Origin of the sequence: Paenibacillus andongensis (assembly GCF_025369935.1) — a bacterium.
Lineage (GTDB): Bacteria > Bacillota > Bacilli > Paenibacillales > NBRC-103111 > Paenibacillus_E > Paenibacillus_E andongensis.
This window is the reverse complement of the sequence record NZ_CP104467.1, coordinates 2847742-2862429: the sequence shown is the minus strand read 5'-3', so window position 1 is coordinate 2862429 and position 14688 is coordinate 2847742. Positions and strand designations below refer to the sequence as shown.

8 protein-coding genes and 1 pseudogene are annotated in these 14688 nt (G+C 44.3%); 2 read left to right on the top strand and 7 right to left on the bottom strand.

Going from position 1 to position 14688, the window contains the following annotated elements; genetic code table 11:
* Together NYR53_RS12485 and NYR53_RS12480 are read right to left on the bottom strand one after the other, a co-directional pair.
* A complete protein-coding gene (locus NYR53_RS12485) occupies positions 1-1038 on the bottom strand; it encodes a multicopper oxidase domain-containing protein (RefSeq protein WP_261305466.1) in 1038 nt (345 codons plus the stop codon).
* Positions 1039-2297: 1259 nt separating this feature from the next.
* Positions 2298-3221, bottom strand: a complete 924-nt coding sequence (locus NYR53_RS12480; protein WP_261305465.1) for an NHL repeat-containing protein — start codon at positions 3219-3221, stop codon at positions 2298-2300.
* 92 nt (positions 3222-3313) lie between these two features.
* Here NYR53_RS12480 and NYR53_RS12475 point away from each other — a divergent pair.
* A pseudogene (locus tag NYR53_RS12475) lies at positions 3314-3664 on the top strand (alpha/beta hydrolase); the annotation flags it as partial.
* Positions 3665-3698: 34 nt separating this feature from the next.
* On the opposite strand, the gene NYR53_RS12470 reads toward NYR53_RS12475, so the two are convergent.
* A complete protein-coding gene (locus NYR53_RS12470; RefSeq protein ID WP_261305464.1) occupies positions 3699-5522 on the bottom strand; it encodes a heparinase II/III family protein in 1824 nt (607 codons plus the stop codon).
* A gap of 279 nt (positions 5523-5801) precedes the next feature.
* On the opposite strand from NYR53_RS12470, the gene NYR53_RS12465 reads away from it, so the two are divergent.
* Positions 5802-6347, top strand: a complete 546-nt coding sequence (locus NYR53_RS12465) for a hypothetical protein (protein WP_261305463.1) — start codon at positions 5802-5804, stop codon at positions 6345-6347.
* A 159-nt stretch (positions 6348-6506) separates the two neighbouring features.
* Here NYR53_RS12465 and NYR53_RS12460 read toward each other — a convergent pair whose 3' ends face one another.
* The 4 genes from NYR53_RS12460 to NYR53_RS12445 form a co-directional block, all read right to left on the bottom strand.
* A complete protein-coding gene (locus tag NYR53_RS12460; protein ID WP_261305462.1) occupies positions 6507-7421 on the bottom strand; it encodes an SGNH/GDSL hydrolase family protein in 915 nt (304 codons plus the stop codon).
* Between the two features lie 128 nt (positions 7422-7549).
* Positions 7550-8230: a GntR family transcriptional regulator gene (locus NYR53_RS12455; protein ID WP_261305461.1), complete on the bottom strand. Its 681-nt coding sequence runs from the start codon at positions 8228-8230 to the stop codon at positions 7550-7552.
* A gap of 157 nt (positions 8231-8387) precedes the next feature.
* The gene (locus NYR53_RS12450; RefSeq protein WP_261306347.1) at positions 8388-12824 is read right to left on the bottom strand and encodes a X2-like carbohydrate binding domain-containing protein; all 4437 of its coding nucleotides are present in this window, start codon (positions 12822-12824) and stop codon (positions 8388-8390) included.
* Positions 12825-12923: 99 nt separating this feature from the next.
* On the bottom strand, positions 12924-14564 hold the full coding sequence (locus NYR53_RS12445) for an extracellular solute-binding protein (protein ID WP_437180178.1): 1641 nt from the start codon (positions 14562-14564) through the stop codon (positions 12924-12926).
* Positions 14565-14688: the final 124 nt, after the last annotated feature.

Here is a 14688-nt window from a genome sequence, read left to right as displayed (position 1 = left end):
CTATTCAGCTATGAAGAAGCCCATCCAACCGAGCTCAGCAAATTCACTTTGATGCGCATGAAACATGTATCGCCCAGGTACTGGGAATACAATTTCTAATAGGCCTCGTTCTCCCTGACATTGCATAATCGTGTCTGTAAAATGAGGTCGCGCTTCTGGATCTGCACCAGTTGCATAATAGTTGAAAAAGTTCGCATGAAGGTGAAAAGAATTAATGGGATCAAATTCAGTCAGATTGCTGAGATAAATACGTACGAGTTCCCCAGCTTTCACCTTAATTGGTTCTTGCTGATAGGCAAATGCGTACCCATTCACCGTGTAGACTTCATTTTCGCCATCTAGGTCAAGATCATAGCCGTTCATCAGCATATTGAATTCTTTGGCAGCAGCCCTTGGTTTCTTCGGATCAATGATGAAGTTACCATAAAGTCCTTTATGAATATGTCTGGCGAGAGGAGCAACGTGACAATGGTAGACATGCATACCAGCAGGCTTCGCCTCAAACTCGTATGTAAAAGTTCCACCTGCCTTAATTGCTTCCAGTCCGTCCATGTTGGTAGGATGCATGCCATGAAAATGGATCGAATGAGGATGGCTCGTTGCATTGGTAAAATGAACCCGGAGGACATCTCCTTCTGTACAACGAATAGTGGGTCCTGGAATCGTGCCGTTGAATGTCCAACCGGGAAACTTGATCCCTTTTGCGATCTCAACGTTAGTTTCATAGGATGTAATTTCGTACTCCCGTAACGTTCTTCCGTCAGGAAGCTTACTTACCTTTCCATAATCAAATGCTGTCAGTGCTTTCTGTGCTGCTTTAAAACCTTCGGTCACTTCTGTACTCGGAACATAACCATGCTTCATACCATCATGCAATTGTTCTTTCATAGCATTATGAACGCTATGCTTATCCGCAGCTAATGTTGTTTTACCAAATGGATTCAATAAAGCACTGCCAATGACAGCAAAAGCACCAGCGGTTCCCATTTTCAAAAGATTACGTCTTGATACCTTATCAACTGGTTTACGGAACATCATTTATACCCTCCTATTTAATATTGCTTGTTTACAATTTTTTTGTATTAGGGAAACATTTTATGCAAAAAAATTTTTGTTTCCAATAGGACAAAGAGTTTACCAAGGGAAACACCATAGTTTCACTATAATCATAAACACTTGGTTTGTAAACCTATTTTTCTAAAGAAACATACCGTCACTGCTTTCCATCTCAAAAGAAAACCTGAGCGTATAAAACACGGCTTACGCCGTTGTTCGGGAGCTCCAGAAGCGGGAAATAAAGGCTTCATATTCCGCTAACATCTGGTGATACCAAGTGCTTGTCGAGTTTGGGATATAGATAGAGGAACTAGGGTACGGCTTGCCTGTGATTGGGCCATGATATGGACGTGCTCCGTTATTGGAGGGTATAGTTAAAAGTTTGATGCGGGGGCAGGTAGATAGAAATCTGTTCAGTTACTGATAAGCTAGCTGATCGAATCTAAATTCTTTGGAGTGATTTCGGACATAAAAGCTGCTAATTTGAGGTTCAGGGGGAACGAGGTGGCGCTATTTCGGTGATTATGCCGACGCAGGGCTGGCAAGCGGAACGAGGAGGCTCTATTTCTTTGTTTTACCGGTTTTTACACCCCCAAAGTGGGAAATAGAGGCTCCACGTTCCGCAAAAACGTGATATACGCAGTTTTGAGCAAAATAAGGCTTCTACGTTCCGCTGATATCTGGTGATACCAGGTGATTGTTGAGGTTAGGATACAGATAGAAGTAGTATGGTGCGCTTTTCTGTGATTGGACCATGGGATGGACGGCAGGTAGATATCAAAAAAAGGTTCACAGTGGGTGAACCTTACCTATTTGGCTACAGAAGGAGCGGCTATACGGGAATCGACATGAAATGTACGGTTGAGCGCTAAGTGGATACCATTTCTGCATCCAATCCAGCAGCAGCTTTTGACTTGGCTGTCCCTAATCCCTGTTTTGTATGATTACAAAACAGGGACTTTTTCCACAAACTACTTCTGAAAGGTTCTCGGCGAGCTACCATTTTTCTTATAAAATTCGACTTCTTCCTTGGTTGATTTACTCAACGTTATCCCTCCAAAATGTAGCTCTTATCAACAAATCAACTATAACGCACATGTTGGATAACAAGCTTATCGTTTACTCAGAAAAAGTTAGCGTATCTTAAGGTAAAGTTAAAATTAGCTGCGTAGAGCACAAAAATAAGCCACTCTCGGAAGAGTGACTTTGTTCCTGCATGATAAGCAACATAATGATTTCAATTAACTGCGAGCCAGCTTGGTCAAACGCCCATCCGAAATCCACTCGGCAACATACACATCTCCACGCGAATCGACACAGATGCCATGCGGAGAACTGAATTTGTTTGCGCGATAGTAAGCTTTATCCAGATTAGGCCATCCCTCCTGTGATTTAGCTTGACGATCCTCACCCAAGTGCGTAATTAATCTATCATGTTTATCGAATACCGTTACACGGCTGTATAAGTCCGGAAAATACATTTCATCCTTGTAGAAATAGAAGCTGCAAGGCATATCCATATCATGGTCAAAAGCGCGTTTGAATTGCCCATCTAGAGTAAATACTTGGATCCGATGATTGCCTCGATCCGCAACATAAAGTTCCGGTTCTCCGCGTCGCAAATCAACGGAAATACCATGCGGACAAGCGAATTGCCCAACTTCAGAGCCTTTTCCTCCCCATGAGCGAATATAGTCACCAAGTGCATTATATTGATGCACCCAGCTTTGACCATAACCATCCGCAATATAAATATCGCCATTTGGCGCCACAGCTACATCCGTAGGCACAAATTTGCGTTCAGCATCATAAATCTCAGGTAGATCTGGCGTCCCGATCGTTAACAAATGTTCGCCGGTTAATGTTGTTTTAACCATAATCCCTTTGTCCGTATCGGTCACATAAAGGAATTCGCCACCTGCTTCTTTGTGAAGATAAAAGCCGTGCGCACCTCCCTCGAATTCTTCGCCCCATGCATTCAAATATTGCCCATTGCGGTCAAATACCACAACAGAAGGCGTTCCGGTATGGAACAAATAAAAGCGATCCATTTGATCAACTTCAATTCCGTGTGTGTAACCTAGCGTGACATTCTCGGGTACTTTGGCCCAATTCGGAATAACTTCATAGTTATGTGACGTATTACCTGCTTGAAGGGAACTCATAGATAGCGCTTCCAATTTATCCACATCCTTTTTCTACTTATTTCCTTTCATAATAACACTTAATTATTGCTGTATACTAGTTCAATTGTTGAAAAGGGCGCGAGACTGTTGACAAGGTGCAATCCGAGCCCGTCCATAAAGAAACTGTCGACATGCAAGATCTTACAATCGCAGGTGGCCCGAGCGGTGAAGTATCCGTGAGAATTCTGCGACCAAAGAATTCACCGCCGACACTCCCTGTTATCCTGTATATCCACGGTGCTGGGTGGGTTTTCGGAAATGCACATACGCATGATCGCTTGGTCCGCGAGCTTGCCGTTGGTGCTCAGGCAGCCGTCGTATTCCCCAATTATAGCCTTTCGCCTGAGGCCAAGTATCCAACAGCACTCGAGGAGCTCTACGCTGTCCTCCAATGGATAGCCGACCATGCAAAAGAGTACGGCTTCGATGCTCATTACTATTACATCCATTAACTTATTAAAACACAGGCTCTAGCGTAACAGATATGACCTGCTGCCTAGCTGAATCTCTACTCTGTAAATCAATGAGATACACGGTCTCGGAATTGCCAGAATGATCAAGATGTTCAGCAGTCTGGATCGTTGCATGCAACCGCCGAGCTTCATATAGTAGGCGAAGATTCCGACCTTCACTCGCTCTTAAAATGATCTCCCCTTCCCTACCGACTTCTGGCGGATAAAGGGTAATGAAACGCTCAGTAATCGATGTAGGAGATTCCGAGAATTCATAGCTGTCAGAAATCGTTAACTTGCCCTGCTGCTTGTCCAAATCGAACAATCGCTCTAATTTGAGCAGTTGCGGTACGTCATAAGCTTGCCGCAGATCCAATAGGAATCGATCTCTACCTTCTTGAATACCCACTTCCACTACCTGCGATCGATACTGCTCTCCCTCGCTTTGAAAGCAGCCATTGATGATGGGAACACTATGCCCAGCCGAGCTGTTGCAAAGAATCGAATAACGTTCATCGCCAAAATATTGTCTTGTATATAAACCGGCACCAAGATCCTCCCACCACCTGACGCCGTCCACTACCAAGACAAAATGTCCGATATCATTATGATTATGAGGCTCTGCATTATGTCCGCCTTTGGCCGCAAAGCTAATAAGTTTACCGCCAACCTGACACCGGCTCACCATCCATTCGGCTTCTTGAAGGAACTCTGAATGAAGCGGCAGCCCTTCTCTTTTTTCCAGCAGCGCATAGTCCGTCCAAGCCAGATCACGAATTGCCGTTGCGAAACGGCCGCAGTGATCAATTGAATTAAGGCGATGCGTCAGTGACGGGATGCGGAGTTGTTCAATCCTTTGGCATAGCCGGCTGAACAAGCCAGACTGAATACCGCTCGTACGCCCGCAATCGGAGAAATTCGCCACATGATTCTCCTGTAAAAAGCAGAATTGCGGGAACTCCGCAATACGTTTTGCTTTCTTTTCAACCAGAAGCAGATCGACCTGTCCACCTGTACGCTGCTTCAGCAGCTCTGCAAAATAAACGTAATAACCGAAACCGTAGTACCAGTATCCGAGACCTTCGAGACACGCCCCCTCTTCGGTGAACCCTTCAAGGAAACACGCCATCGCTTCAAAAACACGATTTAACAATGGCATCAGGATTCTCGAATCCTGAATCATATAAATAGCAGCCATTCCGATACTTCCTGCGCATACAGCCGACCAGTTGTTCGTTGCTGTTTCCCACCCAAACACACTCTTGAGCTGCATATACGGATTCAGTACTCTTCGCATAACCTCGTGGCGTGCGCGTTTAACAATTTGTGGATCGAGTCGATCCTTGAACAAATGACAAATCTCACTCAATGCATGCGCTGTCTCTGAAGCGAACAAATCAACATGCTTTGACGCATCATTTTCCGCTTCGAGATCATGAACGTTCAGGTGTGCAGGCAAGCACCATGTGTATTCATCGCATATGGCCCAAATTATGTCCTCGAGTGCAGGAATGAATGCTGCATCATCTTCCGTTAGGGCAGCGATTGCTAAAGCAGCAAGCCGACGTCGGCGATCGAAGTAGACCTTCTCGAATTCTTTTCTCGAACCATTTAATTGAAATAATCGAAATGCGCTGAAGGGCAACGCCTCGATGGGCTGCATGAGAAATTGATCAGCCAACTGCCGGATTTCTTTCTGGTGGGCATCCAGCAGCGGATTGTCCATACCAGAGCGTATATCCGCGGATCGCGTTCTGACTTCTTCAAAAAGGGAAGCGTGATCCGCCTCCGCAGCCTGCAGCGCTTCCAACAATAATCGACTATTCAAGTGAACACCTCTTTTAGGTTAGTTATCTTTAAACCCACTATAATGAATAAGGTGTTTACCGTCTAGTTCATGAATTTACTTTTTCGGGTAAAATATTGACCTCTTCCAATGTTCAGCCATTGACTATTTTTCACATAGGTCTAACCTGCAAGAAGGAGAATTTGCAATTTCTCACAATTTCGTATATATTCTTATATTGCTGATTAAAAATAATATATATTTCGGATAATTTTACAAAATCAGACTTATCCGAACGATGAAATGAAGAGGTGCATGACAATGACTTTGAAAAAAACAGCAGCAGGACTCATTCTACTATCCGTGATGTTGACAGGAGCAGCTTGCTCTTCCAGCCAACCGAAATCATCCCCGAGCCCTGCGGCTACAACGAACGTTGCAGCTTCTCCGCAAGCAACTGCTGAAAGCCAAGATGCCGTTAATATGAAAGGCTATATAGCTGCTAGAATCGCTCAAGAGAAAGTGGACTTCCTCTTTGCGGAAGCCAAATCCAGTGACGGCGCGTTTATCCTCAACCCTAAAGCTGCAGACGGCAAAGAAAAAGCAGTGAAATTTCTTTCCAGCTACTTCGATACTGCAATGGTAGATAAACTAACTGCTCATTACCTAACCGATCAAAAAGCGGATAATGCTATCGTAACAAACAAAAAGTCTTTCTTTACTTCGAACCTTCTCGCTACCAAAAAAGAAGATATTACGTTCGACGCTTCGAATTCGAAGGATCAAGTGAAGTTCACTACCAAAGACGGTGCAGCGTATACAACAAAAAAAGTGAACGACAAATTCGTTGTCGCTGATGTTCAATAAAATAACGGCAAAAAAAGTACCGTCAGGGAAGTTTCAAACCCTGATGGTACTTTTTTGTCTGAATTAAGCGCGAAAAACGCGCTTACACGATTATCCCGCTTACGATATACGGAAGCCTTCTAATTTATCAATGAATCATGAAAATTTCGGGAGTGTAACTTAAGACTTTGCGGCGATCATCCGGATTTGCATGGTGATCTCTTCGCCTTTTCTAAAGGCTAATTCCAGCGGCAAAGCTTCCTTTTTATTAGGATTGGTATGACCTACATGCTCTTTCCATGCTGAGCCTAATAACCGTTGACGCTGCAAAATCAATTGAAATATTGGGGATTGATCGGGATGTTCTACGAAATCAGGCACCTGTTCCAAGGTAATATGAAATAAACGGCTTAAAAGCGTTTTAGCCATTATCCAATGACCATCTGAATTGGGATGAATACCGTCACCCGAACGATAGCCAGGGTTCATTTCGCGTTCACTTTCTCTATGCTGAAGAAGTGGGTCGAAGATATTCACGACTTCATCAGCAATTGAATCCAGCGTTAGCAGCCAATTAGCATAGTGTCTAAGGACATCATTGTAGCGTGCATATGGCTCCTTATAGCTGTAATCTTTTTGACCATCGGGCAAAAGAACATTAGCATCCATAGATTCGGGATCAAATGGCGGAGGCGTCATGATGATGGCTTTTGCTCCGTGCTGATGGATCAATCGAATGGCTGTAAGAATACCATTTTGATAAGCTTGAAATCGTTCAATTAAAAATGGCGAATAGATGCCATCATTCATTCCGTATCCCACAACAACCCAATCCGGTTTGCTTTCTTGTAGCGCCCTAGCTAATCGATCATGGATATAGGGACGTGGAAATGGATGGTCGGCCTCGGTTAATCCAGAGGCTGTCTCACTGCTTATGCCTAGGTTTATGAATGTAAAAGGAATGTCGGACGTACGCTGCTCAAAATATGTATCCAGATAAGTAATAAACGTCCCTTCATCTGTAATACTGTCCCCAAGAAAAACGATTTTTTTACCGCCAGTCAACTGCGATTCCTCTCCTTCGATTGGAGTCATCTTAACCCTCCTTTTTATCGTATATCATGTATGATAATATTGTAGAGGATTGCTACAATACCTCTTTTTCAGTATCCAAAAGACGTACTGCAATCAACCGTTAAAGCAATCCCCCTGATAAAATTCGACTAGTTACTTCCTGCTTCCATAAAGTGAGCATTCGTCCTTTTGCGGGAGTTACTAATATGTTGAGACATGGCGTCGGATGCGCCTTTGGGATCTCGCTGCTTTAATTTCTGCAAGACCGCATTATGTTCCACCCATTCCTCATTCGTGGAATTAATATCCAAATTCAATTGGATGTAGGTTAAATATCTTTGATTCTGTTCAATATACCCCCAAACCAAATTCTGTAAGTTGGTATTTTCGCAATAGGCAAGAATAGTACCATGTAAAGACATGTTCATTTCTTTAATTGTCTCCAAACCGTTAGTCGATCTCGGTGATTGCTGGGTTTGAAGAGAATTCATAGTTTCTTGCAGCCGCTCTAAGATATCATCAGGAATAAGCAGCGTAGCCTTTTCAACAGCAAACGGTTCAAGCTGCAGTCTAATTTCAAATAATTCGTCCAACTCTTTGACACTCATCTTATTCACAAACATTCCTTTAAAAGGAATAACATTCAGATATCCTTCTGATTGCAATCTAGAGAGAGCTTCACGAATCGGAATGTTGCTTACTTCTAAAGCGCGCGCTAATTGATCAATGTTAATTTTTTCGCCGGATTTTAATTTATGAGTTAAAATGTCTTCTTTGACAATCCGATAAATTTCTTCAGTTAAATTAACACGACTAATTTTATTACCCATGTGACACCCTCAATTTTTTACACTCAATATATCATGTATGATTGGGGATTATCAAATAAAAATATCGAGCCCTCCCTTGACAACTTAGAAGGGCTCGATATCTCAGATGCCTATGGTGTAACGCTCAGAAAATTTACTCGCCGCAGTACTCGAATAGTTATTGATCATTCTGGTCATCGTCTTCATGATCATTCTGATTCTCGGATTGCTTACTTGTTTTAAAAGTAACTTCAGCCCCATAGCTCGTTCCAGCTGCGTTGGTCGCGTAAGTTCTGGCGTAATACGTCGTATTAGGTTTCAATTTCTTTATTTTTCCGCTAAACACGCCTAATCCAGAACCAATGGCAACTTTGGTTGATCCGGAACCAGTTATTGTAGGAGTAGGTGCTGTTGCATACACAATTCCTCGCGATGTGACAGCAGAACCTCCATCAGCCGTTACATTCCCGGCAATCGTTGCGCTTGTACTTTTGACCTTAGAGACCCCAGTCGTCGTTACGGCTGCAGTTGACGGGACTTGCGCAACCGTAAAGCTTAGTTTATCCAGCAGCATGTAGCTGCCTGTTTTTTTCACGACTTTGATCGTATGCAAGCTGTTGGACAGATCGGCGATACTGTACACCGTTTGTTGAACTAACCGCGTCGCATTATACGTGTTAACAGTTTGTTTGAAAACATTATCCACGTATACGTCGATTTCACCTTGTGAAGCATCTTTTTCCGTAATAACAGCAACTCCGGTTCCTTTAAAGGTGTATGTGAAATAATCGTTGTTCGTTTCTGTAAAATGCACATCATTCTGATAATCCCCACTGAAGACAAATGTCAGATTCGTAGTTCCGACCGGCTGCGCTGCAAGGTATGACTTCTTGATCGTCAACGTATTGCCTACTAATGTATAATCGGTGCCTGGTACTAGGGTAGTTCGGCCATTGTCGATTCGTTCAAGTACATACTCGCCTAGGGACAACGTTGTACTCACATCCGCCTGTGCAGTTATCATTTTGTCAAAATTGCCTGTATCCGGACTCATCAGATCGCCTACAACTATCGTTAATTTATCGAGCAGCATATAGGATCCCGATTTTTTCACAACTTTAAGCGTATGAGAACCACTCGGCAATCCTGCAATGCTGTACACCGTTTGCTGTGCTAATCGACTAGAATGATAAGTACTCACGGTTTGCTTGAATACATCGTCAACGTAAATATCGATATCGCCCTGCGAAGTATCTTTCTCTGTGATCAACTCGATGCCCGTTCCCTTGAAAACATATTCAAAATAATCATTGTTATTCTCGGTGTAATGAACATCGTTCTGATAATCTCCGAGTCCTCGATTGTTGCTATAACCCCATGAACCGGAATAATGAATCGCAGCATTCGTATCATTAATGCTGGCCGTGGCGCCATGGGATGCGGGAGCCGTTTGTACGGTCATTTCTGAGGCTGCCGACGGAGTCAACTGAATCGACGTAATCGTTGGTACTACTTGAACCGATTGTGCTGACACCTGTCTATACACACTTCCCGTAACTGTGCTGCCCGCAGCTGATGGCGTCACGCTCAGTTTATCCAACAGCATATAGGACCCTGATTTCTTCACTACTTTTATCGTATGAGAGCCATCCGGCAGTCCCGCGATACTGTATACGCTTTGCTGGACTAACCGACCATTATTAAATGTACCCACCGTTTGCTGGAACACGTTATCTACATAAATATCGATATCTCCCTGCGAATTATCTTTCTCCGTAATCAATTCGATGCCCGTTCCCGTGAAAGCATACTCGAAGTAATCGTTGTTAGCCTCGGAATAATGAACATCATCGTGATAATCTCCGAGTCCCCGATTGTAGCTATAGCCCCAAGAGCCTGTATACACAATGCCCGGATCGGTATCGTTAACAGAAATCGGCGTAATCGTTGTTGAACTATCGATTACTGAAATGGCAAGCGTCTGGGTGGCTCCCCCACTGAAGGAGAAAGTCAGATCCGTCCAGCCAATAGGTTGAGCTGCGACGTATTCCTTCTTGATTGTTACGACGTTACCCGATAACGTGTAGTCGGTACCAGCAACCAATGTCGTTGCTCCGTTTGCTATGCCGTTGAACGTATAGGTGCTTGGTGTCAGAGTAATCGTTACGTCTGCCTGTGCCGTTGTCTTTTTATCAAAGCTTCCCGCAACGGGATTAATCAGATCAGCGATGAGTATTCGCAATTTATCAAGGAGCATGTAAGAACCTGATTTTTTCACAACCTTGAGCGTATGCTGACCGCTGGATAGTCCTGAAATTCCGTAGACGGGTTGTAGGGCTAAACGGCTCGAATTGTACGTGCTAATCGTTTGTTTAAATACACCATCCACGTAAACATCGACATCGCCCTGTGATGAATCCATTTCAGTAATGTATTCAATGCCCGTTCCGGTAAAGGCATATTCAAAGTATTCATTATTCCTCTCCGTGAACTGCACATCATTCATATAATCGCCTAGTCCTCGATTCGTACTTCGCTGCCAAGCGGTCGAATACGTAATCCCCGAGTCGTCGTTATTGATGGCAATTGAACCGCCCTGAGAGGTGTTGCTTACAACAATGGCAAGCGTTTGCGGATTTCCGGCACTGAAGGAAATGAGCAAGTTCGTTGTCCCGAGCGGTTGTAGAGCTAGGTACTCCTTCTTGATCGTTATCGTATTGCCAGATACGGTATAGTCGGTGCCGAATACAAGCGGTGTTCCACCATTCGTTATAGCACTCAACTGATTACCGTCTAGTGTCATTGTAGTTGTAACATCCGCTTGCAGCGCTGTCTTCTTGTCAAAATTTCGAGTCGATGGAAGGATCGTGCTGTTCTTAGGCGAAGTGTCACTCACTGCAATGTCTAGAATCGGTCTAGCTCCGGCACTGAAAGTGAAAGTTAGCTGCGTCGTTCCGACAGGTTGAGCAGCAAGGTAACTTTTCTTGATCGTGACCGCGTTACCTGAAACTGTATAATCGGTGCCTAGCACCAAGTCTACACCATCATTCGAAATACCACTTAGTGTGTTTCCATTCAAAGTCATCGAAGTCGTTACATCGGTCTGAGCGGTTACATTTTTATCAAAGTTCCCGGTAGACGGGCTGATCGTGCTATTCTGTGCCAGGGAATCAATCACGGTGATGGCAAGATTCTGCGTGGCACCCAGCCCCCTGTTGCTGTTTCGCTGCCAATCGCCCGTGTAGGAAATTCCCGTATCATCATCGTTGATGGAGGAAACGCCGCCTTGTGATGTAACCTTCAACAAACGAGAAGCATGAGGCGCTAAATCCCCTGAACTGAAGCTCGAGTTAAAAACACCTAGATCGCTATGACTCCACAAATCACGTACAGAGGCAGCTCCGCTTAAACCGATATCGCTCCAATTGACATTGACCGTCGCGTTCGAGCTTCCCAGGTTAAACAATCCAACGGTATACGTACCATCACCGTTGTTCGCATACCAGACCTGCTGATCTGATGCGAGAGATACGGGATGTGCCGGCTTACCGGCCTGATTGACGGCGATTGCCTCATCGTTCGTCAACAGCTTAATGCCGAACTCGTCTAGATTGGTTAAGTCATTGCCTGTGTATAATTGGGCCGACGAGATGGCCCAGAAAGTCATAGCTGTCTGCCGCTCATCCGGTGTAATGCCGTCCATGGCGCCGTTACCGATATTCAAGGAATCGAAATTATTCCATCCGCCCGGACCTGCGTGACGCCACCACTCACCTGCTCGCGGAAATAGCCTTGCGATATTCGCCCAATTGGTTAGTCCCGCTTTTCCACAATAACATTCAATATCCCAGTCGACACGCCATCCATTCGCATACTTTTTCCAAGTGTCAACGTAGTTAATATCCAGCGCCCACGATAGCTCGAACCAAATATGGTGCGGGGCGAGTGCCTGTGACCACGCTTTGACATCACCGCGAGCATCAATAGACGTGTCATTATGTCCAGAGCCCGGTGTTACGCTATCGAATTTTACAAAATCAACACCCCATGAGGCAATCTCATCGGCAATGGAGTTAATATAGCTCTGAGCACATGGCTTAGAGAAGTCAATTTTATAGCCTATATTCCAATAATCCGACGTAGTTAGTGGAAGTACCACGATGTCTTGTGCGTGGCAGGAGGTACCATAAATCGGCAAGTTGGCGTCGTACGCTTGCGGTGACATCCCCGGTATAAAATAGAGACCAAACTTTTGTCCATTGTTATGTACATGATTGATGACCTCACTAAGACCATTCGGATACAAAGTGGTGCTTGGTTGCGGGCGTCCATATTCATCCATGCTGCCATTCCAAGCTGCATCTACATTGATATAATTGTAACCATGAGGTTGCAAAATGGCATGCATAGCATCAGATTGCGCCATAATCTGCGCAGCTGTAATCCAATTCCCGCTGTTATACACTTGCATACTGTAGCTGCTCCAGCCCATGTAGGGTTTTTGAGCTAGTCCATTATCGGCTGCCTGTACGGGTTGATCCTTCGGAATAAAGACAGCAAACAAAGTGATAAAGAAACTAAAAACCAGCAGCCATAATCTAGTCTTCTTAATCATATATCCCACATCATACATCCCCTTTAGTGTTAAAATTCGTAAAAAAGAGCCAGGTGCTTTATTTCTGGAACAAACACCTGGCCACTTCTTCATCGATCGTTATTTTTTTATTGCTGCCGTATCGTAAGCCTTTTGCAGAATTTCAAGGTATCTGCCGACTTTCAAGTTTTCGAGACCCTTCACATAAGCATCCCAATCCTTCGTCAAATCCTTATTCCCTGTAATAAATTGAAGCGAACTTTGATCAATATAGTTCTTAATGTTTGTTTGCAGAATGCTTGCTTCGTCAGTGAGAGCTGGATCAATCCAAATCGCCCACATCGGGAATAGTTCCTTCGGTTCATGACCTTGATACAAGAGCGTCGCATCGTACAGTCTGCGTTCGTAGTTGGCTGAGTCGTAAACATCCGTCCCTTGTACGAAGCTGTCTCTGTACTCTTTCGGCTGGTAGAAGTGACCCATACCGCTCCATCCGGCATTACGAGGAGGCTGCCCATCTACAGTTGGAATCGTTGCAATTTGAGGGGTAACTCCCTTGCCTAGCGCCACTTCGCCATCTTTCGGTTTTCTCCAATCAATGCCTTCCATACCGGATGCTGCGTTCGTTTGTCCTTCTGTCGTATACATATAATCAACCATTTTGATGAGTGCGATTTGTGCTTCTTTGCTTGCTTTATTCGTTAAAACGAATTTCGCACCCGGAGTTAAACCGCCTCCATCATGCGTTGCTAATGAACCATGCGGTCCTGTGAGCGGAGGTACGGGATTATAATCAGCTGAATTTTTGTTTCCTTTATCAATGTTAACGAAGATGGCTGGATGCATGCCCGCGCCTGCACCTAGAATTTGTCCGCCAGCGTTCTCGCCAATTTTCTTAAAGGCTTCGGCATTTTGCGTAAAAGCACCTGGATCGATCAAGCCCTCATCGTACAAGGATTTAATATAAGCAAGTCCTTCTTTCCATTCCGGCTTATTGGCCGCAGTATCCACTTTACCGTTAACTAAGTTCAGGTAATTCCGGTCGTCATCATAGATGAAGCCGTTCATCAGGAATGGAATGACACGTACACCGAAGTCCTCAATGGATCCGCTGAGCGGAACTTCGTCTGCTTTACCGTTGCCGTTCGGATCGTTCTTCTTGAAAGCTTGAAGCACTTTCTTGAAATCTTCGGTCGTTTTTGGCATTTCGAGGTTTAATTTTTTCAACCAACTTGTATTGATCCACATTTTATTCGGGTAGGAACAGTGGAAACATTGCGTATAAGAGCCAAGTCCGTATATTTTTCCATCTGGCGCTGTAATGAAGCTTTTGAGCGTTGGATCCTTCTCCATCGCCTTTTTAATATTAGGCGCATACTGGTCGATCAAATCATTCAATGGAAGCAGTACGCCCTGCTTACCGAACTTGAGAAGATCAGCTTGCGAGAATTGGTCGATATAGGCCGTTAAGATATACGCCTCTGGATAATCGCCGCTCGCTAAGGAGATTTGCCGTTTTTCCTTCGCACCATCATAAGGAATGATTTCGAACTTAAATTTAGCGTTAAATTTGCTTTCCAAATGTTTCGTGAACAGGTTCGTCTTCAAATCCATATCGTTAGCCTGTTGAGCAAAGACACTTATTTCTACGGGCTTAGCCGCCGCTGGTGCTGCACTCGGCGATGCTGTACCTGTTGAAGGACTTGGCGATGCCGGAGTCTCCACTTTACTTGAACATGCGGCAAGAACCATACTGAACATCAAGATGAAAACCAAGCTACTAACCGATCTTCTTTTCAATTGAATCCGCTCCCTTTTTGAATTGACTAGTTTGCTTATCTATCGTTTACTCCTTAGACGCTATGTTTTTAGTCAATCACCCCTT

What these genes read in the sequence shown, in the direction of transcription:
- NYR53_RS12450 (WP_261306347.1), bottom strand. Translation starts at nt 12,824, where the DNA reads ATGATTAAGAAGACTAGATTATGGCTGCTGGTTTTTAGTTTCTTTATC.
- NYR53_RS12485 (WP_261305466.1), bottom strand. Translation starts at nt 1,038, where the DNA reads ATGATGTTCCGTAAACCAGTTGATAAGGTATCAAGACGTAATCTTTTG.
- NYR53_RS12445 (WP_437180178.1), bottom strand. Translation starts at nt 14,564, where the DNA reads ATGTTCAGTATGGTTCTTGCCGCATGTTCAAGTAAAGTGGAGACTCCG.
- NYR53_RS12480 (WP_261305465.1), bottom strand. Translation starts at nt 3,221, where the DNA reads ATGAGTTCCCTTCAAGCAGGTAATACGTCACATAACTATGAAGTTATT.
- NYR53_RS12460 (WP_261305462.1), bottom strand. Translation starts at nt 7,421, where the DNA reads ATGACTCCAATCGAAGGAGAGGAATCGCAGTTGACTGGCGGTAAAAAA.
- NYR53_RS12465 (WP_261305463.1), top strand. Translation starts at nt 5,802, where the DNA reads ATGACTTTGAAAAAAACAGCAGCAGGACTCATTCTACTATCCGTGATG.
- NYR53_RS12455 (WP_261305461.1), bottom strand. Translation starts at nt 8,230, where the DNA reads ATGGGTAATAAAATTAGTCGTGTTAATTTAACTGAAGAAATTTATCGG.